Annotated in this window: 13 protein-coding genes; 5 read left to right on the top strand and 8 right to left on the bottom strand. The window is 64.6% G+C overall.

What is annotated here, in order from left to right; all coding sequences use genetic code 11:
* Positions 1–35: 35 nt before the first annotated feature.
* Complete coding sequence (locus ACXAD2_RS00635; RefSeq protein WP_475165528.1) at positions 36–1,025, top strand: membrane dipeptidase; 990 nt, start codon at positions 36–38, stop codon at positions 1,023–1,025.
* A 444-nt stretch (positions 1,026–1,469) separates the two neighbouring features.
* Here ACXAD2_RS00635 and ACXAD2_RS00630 read toward each other — a convergent pair whose 3' ends face one another.
* The 7 genes from ACXAD2_RS00630 to ACXAD2_RS00600 form a co-directional block, all read right to left on the bottom strand.
* Positions 1,470–1,700 (bottom strand): FCD domain-containing protein, encoded by a 231-nt coding sequence (locus tag ACXAD2_RS00630; RefSeq protein ID WP_475165524.1) that lies wholly within the window; start codon positions 1,698–1,700, stop codon positions 1,470–1,472.
* A gap of 179 nt (positions 1,701–1,879) precedes the next feature.
* A complete protein-coding gene (locus ACXAD2_RS00625; RefSeq protein ID WP_475165520.1) occupies positions 1,880–2,071 on the bottom strand; it encodes a GntR family transcriptional regulator in 192 nt (63 codons plus the stop codon).
* A gap of 29 nt (positions 2,072–2,100) precedes the next feature.
* Entirely contained in the window at positions 2,101–3,102 is a 1,002-nt protein-coding gene (locus ACXAD2_RS00620) for a Gfo/Idh/MocA family protein (RefSeq protein ID WP_475165518.1), read from the bottom strand.
* A 264-nt stretch (positions 3,103–3,366) separates the two neighbouring features.
* The gene (locus ACXAD2_RS00615) at positions 3,367–4,143 is read right to left on the bottom strand and encodes an HpcH/HpaI aldolase family protein (RefSeq protein WP_475165516.1); all 777 of its coding nucleotides are present in this window, start codon (positions 4,141–4,143) and stop codon (positions 3,367–3,369) included.
* The gene (locus tag ACXAD2_RS00610; RefSeq protein WP_108970043.1) at positions 4,140–5,660 is read right to left on the bottom strand and encodes a tripartite tricarboxylate transporter permease; all 1,521 of its coding nucleotides are present in this window, start codon (positions 5,658–5,660) and stop codon (positions 4,140–4,142) included. The genes ACXAD2_RS00615 and ACXAD2_RS00610 overlap by 4 nt, the downstream gene beginning before the upstream one ends.
* Before the next feature lie 10 nt (positions 5,661–5,670).
* Positions 5,671–6,126, bottom strand: a complete 456-nt coding sequence (locus tag ACXAD2_RS00605) for a tripartite tricarboxylate transporter TctB family protein (protein WP_475165511.1) — start codon at positions 6,124–6,126, stop codon at positions 5,671–5,673.
* 14 nt (positions 6,127–6,140) lie between these two features.
* The gene (locus ACXAD2_RS00600) at positions 6,141–7,121 is read right to left on the bottom strand and encodes a tripartite tricarboxylate transporter substrate binding protein (protein WP_475165509.1); all 981 of its coding nucleotides are present in this window, start codon (positions 7,119–7,121) and stop codon (positions 6,141–6,143) included.
* Positions 7,122–7,280: 159 nt separating this feature from the next.
* Here ACXAD2_RS00600 and ACXAD2_RS00595 point away from each other — a divergent pair, with 159 nt between their 5' ends.
* On the top strand, positions 7,281–8,294 hold the full coding sequence (locus tag ACXAD2_RS00595; RefSeq protein ID WP_475165505.1) for a LacI family DNA-binding transcriptional regulator: 1,014 nt from the start codon (positions 7,281–7,283) through the stop codon (positions 8,292–8,294).
* 3 nt (positions 8,295–8,297) lie between these two features.
* Here the strand turns inward: ACXAD2_RS00595 and ACXAD2_RS00590 are convergent, their stop codons facing one another.
* Positions 8,298–9,344 carry a LacI family DNA-binding transcriptional regulator gene (locus ACXAD2_RS00590; protein WP_475165502.1) on the bottom strand — a complete coding sequence of 349 codons (1,047 nt, stop codon included), beginning with the start codon at positions 9,342–9,344 and terminating at the stop codon, positions 8,298–8,300.
* A gap of 175 nt (positions 9,345–9,519) precedes the next feature.
* Here ACXAD2_RS00590 and ACXAD2_RS00585 point away from each other — a divergent pair, with 175 nt between their 5' ends.
* The 3 genes from ACXAD2_RS00585 (at position 9,520) to ACXAD2_RS00575 (ending at position 13,168) form a co-directional block, all read left to right on the top strand.
* Complete coding sequence (locus ACXAD2_RS00585; protein WP_475165497.1) at positions 9,520–10,533, top strand: ABC transporter permease; 1,014 nt, start codon at positions 9,520–9,522, stop codon at positions 10,531–10,533.
* Positions 10,534–10,563: 30 nt separating this feature from the next.
* Entirely contained in the window at positions 10,564–11,553 is a 990-nt protein-coding gene (locus tag ACXAD2_RS00580; RefSeq protein WP_475165495.1) for a substrate-binding domain-containing protein, read from the top strand.
* Between the two features lie 67 nt (positions 11,554–11,620).
* A complete protein-coding gene (locus tag ACXAD2_RS00575; protein ID WP_475165490.1) occupies positions 11,621–13,168 on the top strand; it encodes a sugar ABC transporter ATP-binding protein in 1,548 nt (515 codons plus the stop codon).
* Position 13,169 lies beyond the last annotated feature (1 nt).

Raw genomic sequence — 13,169 nt, 5'->3', positions numbered from 1 at the left:
CAACCGACATCTCCACCGATCCAAGGACACCTCCCGTGACTGACAGCGACCTGCATTCCAAATCCCTTGTCATCGACGCCCTGCAATGCTCGGACTTCAACCGCGAGCTGCTGCTCGAGGCGCAGAAGGGCGGGGTTACCGCGATCTCGGCCTCCTCCGTGCTGTGGGAGAACTTCCGCGGCGGCATGGATTACGTCATCATGTGGAAGCAGAAGCTGGCCGAAAACACCGATATCGCCATGCCGGTGAAGACGCTGGCAGACATCGAGCGGGCCAAGGCTGAGGGCAAGGTGGGCATCATCTTCGGCTGGCAGAACACCTCGCCGGTCGAGGATCGGCTCGACTACTTCGCGATCTTCAAGGATCTTGGGGTCAACATCATGCAGCTGACCTACAACACGCAGAACTTCTTTGGCGCGGGTTACCTCGAGGAGAAAGACAGCGGGCTGACCGGCTTTGGCCGCGAGGCGGTGGACGCGATGGGCGAGGCGGGGATCATGATTGACCTGAGCCACGTCGGCATCCAGACCTCGCTCGACACCATCGCGCATTCGAAAAAGCCGGTGGCGATCACCCACTGCCTGCCGCGCGGTCTGCGCGACGTGCCCCGCAACAAGCCCGACGAAGTGTTCAAGGCCTGCGCCGAAAAGGGCGGCGTAATCGGCACCTCGCTGTTCGCGCCGGGTCTGGCCAAGGGCAATGATGCGACCGTGGCGGATGTCATCGACGCGATGGAATACACGATGGATCTGGTCGGCGAAGACCACGTGGCCATCGGCACCGACTTCAACCACAACCGTGCCCGCCCGGGCCCGTGGCTGCTTTGGGCCAACAAGGACAAGGGCACCGGTCGGACGCTCACCGAGTTCGGCTCGGCCAAGATCACTAAGCCCGAGGGCATCCGCCGCAACGACGATTTCCCCAATCTGACCGCCGAAATGATCCGCCGTGGCTGGAGCCTCGAGCGCATCGGCAAGGTCCTCGGCGGCAATTGGATGCGCCTGTTCGGGCAGACCTGGACCTGAGTGTCTACGCGGCGGCTGCCTCTTCAGAAGGATGGTGGCCGCGCTGCGCGGGTGATGTGACCCCAGCCTGTGACCAATGCTTAACCAAGCTGAGAGCTTGGCGCTCTGAGCCGGGACCACATGCAGACCCAGCGATTTGCGCGTGGTCCGACCGCGAATGATCACGTTGGGACATGCGACTTCGAGTGACCACGATCATGGAAACGAACGGCCGGAGCGAACGCTTTCGCCGCTGTTTTACATAGTTTGACCTTATACGAGGGTTGAGGGAAGTGGCCCAATTATCTCCCCTGAGCGCTCTTTCTCTATCGCATGGCCTTCGTAACACGTGCCGGGCAGGCCGGCGCGACCCGCAACAGAAACGCGGTCGGCGAGGCCCACGACCAAGTCAGATCACACCGCGCGATGAGGGGGCCGCGAAGAGTGTAAGCGTAAAGCTGCCCGTCACTGTTCTTGGCCGATACATATCCAATTCTTAGCGACGGTGATGCGCGCGCGCATGGCTCGTTCCGCACTTCCGTGGTCCTTGGCGCGGATGGCATCCAAAATGGCGTGGTGCTCGGACAGCACTTTCACCTGCCGCTGCGGTTCATCCAGAATCGTCAGTGAAAGCGATAGGGACACGCCGAAAGCGATCTGGTGTCGCAGCGATTTAAGAGTCCAGACAAAGAACACGTTGTGTGAGGCCCGCGCGACGGCGAGGTGAAACCGCTGGTCTGCTTCTGTCGGCAGTTCTTTTTCCTGCTAGCGAGTTTCCAACTTTCGCAGTGCCTTCTCGATCTTGCGAAGGTCTTCTTGGTCCCGCCGGGACGCCGCCCAACCTGCTTACGACGTAGCCGCACGGACCCTCGGCGTCACTGGACAATGCCCTCGGTGCGGAGCCAGGCAAGTGCGGCCCGAACGACGGGCCGCGATACGCCGAACTCTTGCGTGAGAGATTCCTCGTTGGGCAAACGGATGCGCAATTCGCAAGTTCCGTCGGTATTCCGCGTCAGAAGTTGCTTATAGAACTGATCTGCGAAGGATGGTTTTCCGGCGCTGCTCACGTTTGCCTCCGTTGTGGACGTGCGCACGGTTAGATCTCGATCCCCGCGGCGCGATAGATGCTTTCCATAAGCCGCAATGTTTTGAGGTTGTCCAGCCTATCGGTCTGGAACTTTCGCCCGCTGCGCAGTCCTTCGGTAAAGTCAGTAACCGCGCCGGTGAAGCAGGCCTGGTAGTTGGCCGTGAGGTCATGCAGTGATACGGCGTCTGGTCGCGAGAGCAGCGTGATCCGGTCGCGATCGTAAATTAGGGTGTCGGTCTCGCCCAGAAGTTCCAACCTGTCTGTCGGAAGTGGCGGGTGTCCGGGAGCGGCGATGTTGGCATCGATGACGACCAGCGCGCCATTCTCAGCGCGTAGCTGTATCAACGCGACATCCTCGCCTTTCAGATTCGGGTTAATGCGGTCCAGGGTTGCGCTGACCACGTCCAATTCGCCGATGATCGCGCGCAGAGCATCCAAATGGTGGATCAGCACTTCGAACACCAAGAGGCGCCGGAAATCCGCGAGGTAAGGCTGGCGCCCCAGTAGAAAGGGCTTCTTGCCTTCGTAGTCCCACACTGCCGAGGCGCGGACCGTCATGCGAGCATGACGCAGCCTGCCGACCTCTCCGTCCTGCATCCGTTGCGCGAGCTCGGCGTAATGCGGACGAAAGCGGTAGTTTTCATGAATCATGAAGCGCACGCGCTCACCCACATCAGTGATGAGAGCCTCGGCCTCGGCCACCGTAGGGGTCATGGGCTTCTGGCATATCACGTGCACGCCCTTGTCGGCGGCGATGCGCACCAGCGGCGCGTGACTGCCCACCGGGGTAATGATGTCGACAGCGTCGGGCTGGGTCTCGTCCAGCATTTCCGCCATGTCGCCGAAGACGCGAGAGATACCGAAGGCCTCCGCTTGTGCGTGTGCTTTGTTCTTGTCGGGATCGCAGATTCCAACAATCTCAACGCCTGCCTGCGCTTGCCATCCAATGAGGTGAAATTGGCTGATCGCTCCGGCACCTGCGATCGCTACCCTTAGTGTGTCATTAGCCATTTCCGGCCCTCCCATGTTCCTGTTTGCTTGTCTCGCCCAAATTTGCGCTACTACAAATTCGAACCAATCAGACGTGAGGCTACTCGCTTAACCATTTCCGATGGGAGCCGGGGTTCGGCATCTGATCGAAGAAAGAGGCATCGTGGTCGGCGAAGGCCCTCTTGAGCATATCCGTAGGAAATGCAGTGCACTTCGCCGGGACTCTCGCAGTACTTCATAGCCAGTGTTTACTTCGGAATTTACAAGTCAGTAGGCTCAAGTGCCTCAGCAACCGAGGTTCATTTCGCTTTCGGCCCGCGCGGCGCGCGACGCCGCGGCCAGCAGGCTGATGTCGTTCGGCCCAACAATAAAGCTATAGCCCGCTTCCCGCAGGTCGGCATAGCTGCGGCCTGCGCCGACGATTGTTCCCAGCATCAGCCCTCCGGCGCGCGCCACTTTCTCGACCTCAGCGATCTGGCCTTGGACGTCGGGGTGGGTCATGTCCTCGAGATGGTCCATTGATGCGGCGAAATCATTGGGTCCGACGAAGGCCATGTCGATACCCTCGATGCCCGCGATTTCGGCGACCTCGCGTACCGTGTCGACATGCTCAATCTGCGCCATGATCAGCAGCTCGTCATGAGCGGTCTTGGCGTAGTCTGTACGCTTGCCGTAGTCCGAGGCGCGGACGATAGGGGCTGCATAGCCCCGACGACCGCGGGGGGAATACTGGCAGAAGGCAGCAATGTCGCGCGCCATGGCCGCAGAGCTCACCATCGGCACCATGAGCGAACGCGCGCCGCGGTCGAGCGCACGTTTCAGCGTAGCCTCCGAGGAATCAGGGACGCGAACGATAGCCTGTCCGCCCGCGGCCTCAACGGCCCTGATCAGTCCGAGCCCTTCCTCGAGCCCAGCGGTTCCGTGTTCGCAGTCGATCACCACCACGTCCCAGCCGGTGTGCACGAGAAGTTCTGCCACCTCGGGAGTACCAAACTCGAGCCACGCGGCGGTGACGGTTTCGCCGGCCTGGAGCCGCGCCTTGAGCTTGTTCTTGCCAGTCATGAGTTTGCTTCCCTTTCAGAATGTGAAGAACGTTTGCCAATGATCTCGAGCGCCGCCCGGAGCAGCAGCAGGCCCCACACGAGGAGGGTAATTGCGCCCAGCACTGCGGCGGTGCCGCGCTCGAAGAAGCCTGTAAGATCGCCCTGCGCTTTCATCATCGATACCATGAAGTTGCCCTCGACCACCTTGCCGAGAACGATGCCGAGGATCGCCGGGGCGAGCGGGATCTGCGCCCAGGCCATGACGAAGCCGAGCAGTCCGAGAACCAAGACGATCCAAATCGCCATCGTGCTGCCCATGATGGCATAGGCGCCTATTAGTGAGAGCATGAGCACCAGTGGCATTAACACGGCGCGAGGGATGCGCAGAAGGTAGGTTGCTACGGTGACTGCTAGTCCGCCGGTAAGCAGCATCAGCAGGTTGGCCATGAAGAAGGCGCCGAAGATCGTGTAGACGAGGTTGGCATCGGTGGTGAAGATATCCGGACCGGGCGTGAGGCCCTTCATCAGCAGCACGCCGATCGCGATGGCGGTTACGCTGTCGCCGGGGATGCCAAATACCAGCGCCGGGGTCCATGCACCCGCCACGGCGGCGTTGTTCGCGGCTCCGCCGTCAACGATCCCCTCGAGATGGCCCTTGCCAAATTTCTCCGGAGTGCGCGAGAACCGCCGCGACAGGGCGTAGGCGATCCACGCGGCCACGTCGGCGCCCGCACCGGGCAGAGCGCCAACTACTGTACCGCCGAGCCCCGAGCGCATCACTGAAACCCAGCGGGTGCGGATCTCGTGCAGCGCGCCGCACAGGGCCGCGCTGAGTGGCTCGATCTTGATCCGTCGCAGCTTGGTCTCTTCGCCCGAACCGGCATTGCGCAGGAGTTCGGACAGCGCGAAGAGGCCAATCATCGCCGGGATGAAGCTGACACCGTCGTAGAGATCCATGAGCCCGAACGTGTAGCGCGGATGGCCCACGGCGACGTCGATGCCGACCGTGGCAATAGCGAGTCCTATGAAAAGCGATGCGAAGTTGCGTGCCACCGATGCACCGCCGACGAAGACTGCGCAGCTAAGCCCCAGCGTCGCCAGCCAGAACGCTTCGTCGCTTGAGAAGCTGGCGGAGAGCCGGGCGAGCTGTGGTGTCGCCAAGGCAAGCAGGATCACCCCGATGATACCGCCGAGGACCCCGGCAAACAATGAGACGAACAGCGTGGTGCGTGGCTTGCCGGATTGGGCCAGCGCGTAGCTGTCCTCGACATAGGCTGCCGAGGCGGGAGTGCCGGGCATCTTGAGCAGCGCCCCCGAGATATCGCCAGCGAAGATTGCGGTGGTGGTGGTGGCGACGATGGCCGCCACCGCCTGCGCCGGGCCCATGAAATAGGTGAAGGGCACCAGCAACGCGACCGCCATTGTCGCGGTGAGCCCGGGCATCGAGCCGACGAAGGCGCCGTAGAGCGTGCACAGCAGAACCGTCGCCATGAGGTGCGGTTCAAGCACGGCGGTGAAGATCGCAAAAATATCCATTACCAGTCCCCTACCAGGCCACCTGGGTTAGTGGGCCCCATGGCAGCGGCACCCGCAGTACGCTGTAGAACACGAAATGCAGGACGATGGGCGCGAGCAGCGCCACGGCAGTCGCGATTGGCCAGCCGCCACCAAAAACCCACACCGCAATGAGCAGCGCCAGTGCCGCGGCGATGTGAAATCCGAGAACCGGCAGCAGGACCGCGAAGGCGGCCACCAACGCCAGCAAGATCAGGATCGGCAGCGCCTGAAGGCGACTTCCTTCGCTTGCCGGGGCGATGCCGCGTGCCGTCTCGAGAAGGATGCCGAGCCCCGACAGGATCAGCCCTGAGGCGATGATGCGCGGAAAGAGGTCGGGGCCAAAAGCCATGGCGCCGATCTGCGGAAAGCCCGAGGCGATCCAGATCATCAGTGTGCCGAGGGCGACAAGCGCCGCCCCCGTCACGATGTCCCGTGTTGCAGTCATTTGTCCCGGCCCGCTTACTTCGCGAGGCCGACGGCCTGGATCACCTCGCCGAGCGCTGCGTCCTGCTGCTGCATGTACGCGGCGAGATCTTCCGCGCCTATGTCGACCACCTCGGCGCCGCGGCTGGCCTTGAAGTCGGCCCACTCCTGCGAGGCGACGACTTCAGCCACAGCCTTTTCATAGGAGCACACGATGTTCGCGGGCATCCCATCGGGACCGGAGATGGTTATGTAGGCCGCAAGGGTCCAGCCGCTTTCGAGAGCCTCGGAGGTCAGCGGAACATCGGGCAGCGCCTCCATCGGGCTGTCGTGCATGTAGGCCAGCGCCTTGACCTCGTCGGACTCTACGAGCGTCTTGCCCTCAGACAGGGCGGGGGTGGCGACGTCGACGCCGCCCGCGACCAGTTCCTGCAGCGCCGGGGCGGCGCCCTGCGAGGGAATCCAGCGGATCGCGTCGGGGGCCATCCCCTCGGCGTTCAGCATCCCGGCCAGGGCCAGGTGCCAAATGCCCCCGAGGGACGTGCCCGAGCCGGTCAGTTCGCCAGGGTTCTCTCGCGCATAGTCGAGCAGTTCGTTGACAGTACCAAACGGGCTATTCTTGCCTACCAGAACCGAGGCGGGGACGATGTCGATCAGCGCGATAGGGGTGACGTCCTCGTAGGTCATCTCGGTCAGGCCAACCCAGTGCATGGTGTTGATCTCGACCGTGACAGCGCCAACCGTGTAGCCGTCGGGCTCGGCGCGCGAGATCGCCGAGTGACCGGTGACGCCGTTCCCGCCGGTGCGGTTCACCACGTTGAACGGCACGCCCCAGGACTTCTCAAGAAGACTCGCCAGCATCCGCGAGTTGGCATCGGTGCCGCCACCTGCGCCCCAGGGCACGATGTAGGTGACCGCGCGGTCGGGTTTCCAATCGCAGCTGTCCTGCGCAAGCACCGCGGTTCCGGACGTGGCAATGGCGGCGGCGCAAGCGGCCACCCGAGCAAATCTGTACATGTAATCCTCCCATTGATGCACTGCCTCAAAGCATCCTCCGACAGTGCCCGGGGATAGTTGGACCATGGTATACCATCTCTAGTCAATCGTTTGACTAAGCATTTTTCGATTGGTTCGGCGAAAGCGCGCGGATACTGAAGGAATAAAGGCGGGAATGGCATGACAAAAAGAACGACGCTGCGCGACATCGCCGAGGAGCTGGGGCTATCGGTGTCCTCCGTCTCGCTTGCGCTGCGCGCGCATCCCCGGATTTCTGCCGCCACGGCCGAGTCGGTGCGCCAGGCCGCAGTGCGGCTCGGATACATCTACAACCGCGCCGCCGCCGACCTGCGCCGAGCCGAGAGCCACCTCGTCGCGGTCTGCCTCAGCGACCTGTCCAACCCGGTGTTCAACGAGTTCCTCGTGCAGATCGAGGACGAGCTCTGCACCCGTGACCGCAAAGTCTTTCTCGGCGTCGCGCGCGAGAGCCTCGATCAACAACGGCGCTTCCTGCAGACTGCGCTCGAGCATGGGGTGGGCGGGATCGTGCTCTGCCCGGTACACGGCACTGGCCCCTCCGATCTCGACGTGCTGCTGCCGCGTGGACCCGGGGGGACGCCGATCGTGCCCACGGCGATCTTCTCGCGGCAGGTCGAGGGGGTGGCGCTGCCGCAGTTCCTCAACGATGACCCGCTTGCCGGGCGGCTGGCGGCAGAGTGCATGATCGAGGCGGGGCATCGGCGCATCGGCTGGATCGGCGGCGGGCAGGACACCTCGACCGCGCGCGGGCGGTTTGGCGGCTTCCGCGCCGCGCTCAAGGAGGCCGGGCTGCCGCCGCCGCTGGTCCGCCACGGGCCGACGAGCCGGGCCTTCGGGCGATCGGCAGCGCTCGACCTGCTGCGGGAAAGCGACGCCCCGACCGGGCTGGTCTGCTTCAGCGACCTGGTGGCCTTCGGGGTGCTGGCCGCGATCCGCGAACTGGGGCTCGAGCCGGGGCGGGAGGTGTCGCTGATCGGCTGCGACGACATGGACGAGGCGGCGTTCACCTGGCCCGGGCTGACGACGGTGGCGGTGGACAAGTCCGAGATCGGCCGCGCCGCGGCGCGCTGCCTGCTCGGGGAGTCCCCAGCGCAGGTCTCGGTGCTGCCCCCGGCGCTCATCCGCCGCGGCACGGTCGGACCCGCGCCGCGCTGATCCTCAGTCGCCGCTTGGAGTCCCGACGCTTTCGCGGCCGACGAGCGCGCCGCTGATCAGTACCTTGGTGGCGGGCTCCGGCGCGCGGGCGATCAGCATGTCGTCGAGCAAGCGCACCGCCATCGCGCCGATGCGGCGCTTCGGCACCTCGATGGTGCTAAGGGCGGGCTCGCTCATTGCACTCATCGGCAGGTTGTCGAACCCTACGACGGAGACATCCTCTGGGATGCGCAGCCCGTGCTCGCGCAGCGCCTTAATGAAGCCGAAGGCGATCATGTCATTGGCGCAGAAATAGGCCTCGGCCACGCGCGGGGCGGCAGCAAGCTGGGCGAGTCCGTCGCTGTAGGCGCCCTCGAGCGTCGAATCCACCGATAGGATCAGCGTCTCGTCCGCTTCGAGCCCCAGCGCCGCCATGCCGCGCAGGAAGGCGTCGCGGCGCAGTGCGAAATTGGTCACCGCGGTGTGGCTGGCCACCATGCCGATGCGCCGGAAGCCGCGCCCGGCGAGGTGGCGCAGCAACGCGAAGACCGCCTGGTCGTTGTCCATGTCGACGAAGCTGAGGTCGAGCAGCGGGTGGTAGGTGTCGATGAAGACGACCGGCAGGGGCGCGCGGGCGAGGCACTGCACCTCTTCCTTGGTCAGCTCGGTGCCGAGGATCACCGCTCCGCGCAGGTCGCCCGAGCGCAGGGACTCGGCGATCTTGTCCACGTCGGTGCCCTCGAAGCTCTCGACCTGCAGCGAATAGTCCCGGCGGGTCGCCTCGTAGGACATGCCGTCGATGTAGTCGGAGATGAAGTGATTGTGGTCGCGGTTCACCGTGTGGCCGTGGCGGGCGATTTTGAGAAAGCGCAGCGTGTTGACGGAATCGGGGCGCGTGCGGCCGGTGCGGGGCTTGTATTTCATCTGCCGCACGGCGCTCAGCACCCGCTGGCGAGTCGCCTCCGAGATGTCGCCCTTGCCGTTCAGAACCAGCGAGGCGGTGGCGGCGGAAACCCCGGCACATTCGGCGACCTGACGCAGGGTGACCGGCTTTTTCTCTTGCTTTGTCATGGTTTGTCGCGGGCCCCTGGCACTGGTGTTGTTTAGTAAACATCGTTCCGGACGCAGGGATGTTCAAGACAGAACGCCTTCGTGACTGCAACGGAAAGACTATTGAACGCTCCTGAATTATTTGTTAGCGATTTACTAAATCAAGAGTCAGTTTACTAAATCCTAGGAGGAGAGGATGCGTAAGCTCGATGGCCGCCTGGCCATTCTTTGGGCGCTCGTGATCGTCTTGCTGGCGATCGGCGGGGTCACCTCGGGCGGTACCTACCTGTCCCTGTTCAACCTGCAGTCCATGGCGACCCAGGTGCCCGAGATCGGGCTTCTGGCGATCGGCGTGATGCTGGCCATGTGCGCCGGCAACGGCGGGATCGACCTGTCGGGCATCGCGCTGGCGAACCTGTCGGGCGTGGCGTCGGGGCTGGTGGCGACGCAGCTCTTCTCGGCCTACGAGGCGCCCTGGGCCTTCACCCTCGCCTTCGCCTTCGGTGCGCTCGTGGTGGGGGCACTCGGCGGGCTGCTGAACGGGCTGATCATCTCGCGTCTGGGGATTACGCCGATCCTCTGCACGCTGGGCACGCAGATGCTGTTCACCGGGCTGGCGGTGGTCTTCTCGGACGGGCGGTCGGTGACCATCGGCTCGCCGGACCCGCTTTACGAGCTGGGCAACGGGGTTATCCTCGGCGTGCCCTACGGCTTCCTGATCTTCCTGGGCGTGGCGCTGGTGCTGGGCGGGGTGCTGCGCTTCACCCCCTTCGGGATGCGGCTCATGCTCACCGGTGCCAACGCGCGTGCGGCGGACTTCAGCGGCTTTTCGAAGAACACCGTTTTTACCGTCACCTATACGCTGTCCGGCGCGCTGGCGGGGTTGTCGGGGGTGATCATCGCCGCGCGCAACGTCAACGTGAAGTGGGACTATGGCACCAGCTACCTGCTGATCGCGATCCTGATCGCGGTGATGGCCGGGGTACGGCCCGAGGGCGGCTACGGGCGGGTGTTCTGCGTCTTGCTCTCGGCCGTGGTGCTGCAGCTGCTGTCGAGCCTTCTGAATTTCATCGGCCTGTCGAACTTCGTCCGCGACTTCGCCTGGGGCGCGCTGCTGCTCGCCTTCCTCGCGGTGGGGCGGTTCGAACTCATCGAGAGGCTGGCCGCTGGGATAACTTCGGGGCGGGTCCCTCGCGCGTCGAAGGTCTGAGTACGAGGGAACTCTAGGGAGGAGTATACCATGAAGAAGACGTTCAAACTGGGCTGCGCCGCGGCCCTGATGGTCACCGCCGCTAGCGCCGCGAGAGCCGAGAGCACGATCACCACGGTGGTCAAGATCAGCGGCATTCCGTGGTTCGACCGGATGGAGACCGGGGTGGAGCTCTTTGCCGAGCAGAACCCTGACATGACCATCAGCCAGGTCGGCCCGGCGCAGGCGGACAGCGCCCAGCAGCTGCAGATCGTGCAGGATCTCATTGCCAAGGGCACCGACGCGCTGGCGGTGGTGCCGATGGACCCGGCAATCCTCGAAGGCATCTTCAAGCGTGCCATGGATCGCGGCACGATCATCGTGACCCACGAGGCCGACAACCAGATGAACACGATGGTGGATGTTGAGGCCTTCGACAACGCCGAGTATGGCGCAGCGCTGAACGAACGTCTGGCGGACTGCATGGGCGGCGAGGGCAAGTGGACCACCTTCGTCGGCTCGCTGGGCAGCCGCACCCACATGCAATGGGTCGGTGCCGGCGAGGAGAATGCCAAGAAGTACCCAGGCATGGAACTGGTCGATCCCAACAACGAGAGCTTTGACGACGCCAACGGCACCTATGAGAAGGCCAAGGAAGTGCTGCGCAAGCATCCCGACATCAAGGGTTTTCAGACCTCGGCGGGCAACGATGTGCTGGGCGTGGGCCGCGCCGTCGAGGAGGCCGGCCTGACCGATCAGGTCTGCCTCGTCGGCACCGGTCTGCCGAACCCCTCGGCGGCCTATCTCGACAGCGGCGCGATCACCGCGATCGGCTTCTGGGATCCGCAGAAGGCCGGAATGGCGATGAACGCCGTGGCCAAGCTGCTGCTCGAGGGCGGCGAGCTCTCTGATGGCATGGATCTCGGCGTCGAGGGCTATGAGAGCGTGACGCTCAAGGATGGCCCGGGCGACGGCAAGCTGCTGATCGGCAACGGCATGGTGCTGGCCGACAAGGACACCTACAAGGACTACCTCTTCTGAGGTTGCCCTTCGCACGGGGGCGCCTGACCGCGCCCTCGGACACATCCGATCAAGAGGCGCTTTTCCCGTGACCCACAGCGATCTTCAGGATCAGCCGTTTCTCGAGCTGCGCGGCATCCACAAGCGGTTCGGCGGCGTGCACGCGCTGCGCGGGGTCGATCTGACCCTGCGCGCCGGCGAGGCCTACCACCTGCTGGGCGAGAACGGCTGCGGCAAGAGCACGGTCATCAAGATCATGTCCGGCGCCCATGCGCCGACCGAGGGCGACATCCTGCTCGACGGGGTGCACCACGCCGCGCTGAGCCCGATCATGGCGCTCGAGGCGGGGATCGAGACCGTCTACCAGGATCTCTCGCTGCTGCCGAACCTGACGGTCGCCGAGAACGTCGCGCTTGGCGAACAGCTGGTCGGCGGGCACGGCCGGATGCTGCGTTGGCTCGACCGCGGCAAGCTGGGCGAGACCGCGACCAAGGCGCTGCGCGAGGTCGGCCTGGAGCCGAGCCGGACGCTGCTGGGCACCCGCATGTCGGACCTGCCGCTGGCGATCCGTCAGCGTGTCGCCATCGCCCGCGCCATTGCCCAGGATGCGCGGCTGGTGATCATGGACGAGCCGACGACCTCGCTCACGCGGCACGAGGTGGAGACGCTGATCGAGGTGGTCGGCCGGCTGCGCGCACAGAATGTCGCGGTGCTCTTCGTCACCCACAAGCTCGAGGAATGCTACCGCATCGGCGGCCAGGCCATCGTCTTCCGCGACGGGCTATGCGTGGCGCAGGGGCCGATCGAGGATTACAGCCGCAGCCAGCTCAGCGCGCTGATGACCGGGCGCGAGATCGAGGCCCGGCGCTACCGTTCGGGCGCGCCCTCGGGCGAGGAGCTGCTGCGCCTCGAGGGGCTCGGTTCGGACGAGGCCTTCCAGGGGGTCAGCACGGTGCTGCACAAGGGCGAGATCCTCGGCGTGACCGGCCTGTCGGACTCGGGCCGCAACGAGCTGGCGCTGGCGCTGTCGGGGCATCGCGCGATCACCGACGGGCGGGTCAGCATGGCCGGCGCGCCGGTGCGCATCGACACGCCCGCGCAATCCATCGAGCTTGGCATCGGCTACGTGCCCGAGGACCGGCTGGGCGAGGGGCTGTTCATCGAGAAATCGATCCTCGACAACGAGGTGACGCTGATCCTCGACCGCATCCTCGGACCGCTCGGCACCGTCGATCGTAGCAAGGCCCGCGCCGCCGCGCGGCGCATCTCGGAAGAGATGCAGCTCAACACCTCCGACATCGACCTGCCTGTGGGGACGCTCTCGGGCGGCAACCAGCAGCGGGTGCTGATCGGCCGATGGCTCAGCATCGAGCCGCGCCTGCTGGTACTGCACGGGCCGACCGTGGGCGTCGACGTGGGCTCGAAGGACACGATCTATCGCGCCATCCAAGCCATGGCCGAGCGCGGCATCGGGCTGATCATCGTCTCGGACGACCTGCCCGAGCTGCTGCAGAACTGCGACCGCATCCTGGTGATGAACGCCGGGAGGGTCGCGGCCGAGGTCGCCGGTGCGACCGCCAGCGAAGACGACATCTACCAGGCAATGCTCGCCTCCCAGCTGGAGGCCGCGGAATGAC

This window comes from Salipiger sp. ABN3_019, from assembly GCF_056158605.1.
The sequence above is the reverse complement of the archived record's forward strand: the minus strand, read 5'-3'. Positions and strand labels throughout refer to the sequence as shown.

Bases quoted from the DNA above. Each gene is read 5' to 3' on its own strand.
- ACXAD2_RS00620 (WP_475165518.1), bottom strand. From the start codon at position 3,102: ATGGCTAATGACACACTAAGGGTAGCGATCGCAGGTGCCGGAGCGATC.
- ACXAD2_RS00605 (WP_475165511.1), bottom strand. From the start codon at position 6,126: ATGACTGCAACACGGGACATCGTGACGGGGGCGGCGCTTGTCGCCCTC.
- ACXAD2_RS00615 (WP_475165516.1), bottom strand. From the start codon at position 4,143: ATGACTGGCAAGAACAAGCTCAAGGCGCGGCTCCAGGCCGGCGAAACC.
- ACXAD2_RS00585 (WP_475165497.1), top strand. From the start codon at position 9,520: ATGCGTAAGCTCGATGGCCGCCTGGCCATTCTTTGGGCGCTCGTGATC.
- ACXAD2_RS00595 (WP_475165505.1), top strand. From the start codon at position 7,281: ATGACAAAAAGAACGACGCTGCGCGACATCGCCGAGGAGCTGGGGCTA.
- ACXAD2_RS00610 (WP_108970043.1), bottom strand. From the start codon at position 5,660: ATGGATATTTTTGCGATCTTCACCGCCGTGCTTGAACCGCACCTCATG.
- ACXAD2_RS00600 (WP_475165509.1), bottom strand. From the start codon at position 7,121: ATGTACAGATTTGCTCGGGTGGCCGCTTGCGCCGCCGCCATTGCCACG.
- ACXAD2_RS00590 (WP_475165502.1), bottom strand. From the start codon at position 9,344: ATGACAAAGCAAGAGAAAAAGCCGGTCACCCTGCGTCAGGTCGCCGAA.
- ACXAD2_RS00580 (WP_475165495.1), top strand. From the start codon at position 10,564: ATGAAGAAGACGTTCAAACTGGGCTGCGCCGCGGCCCTGATGGTCACC.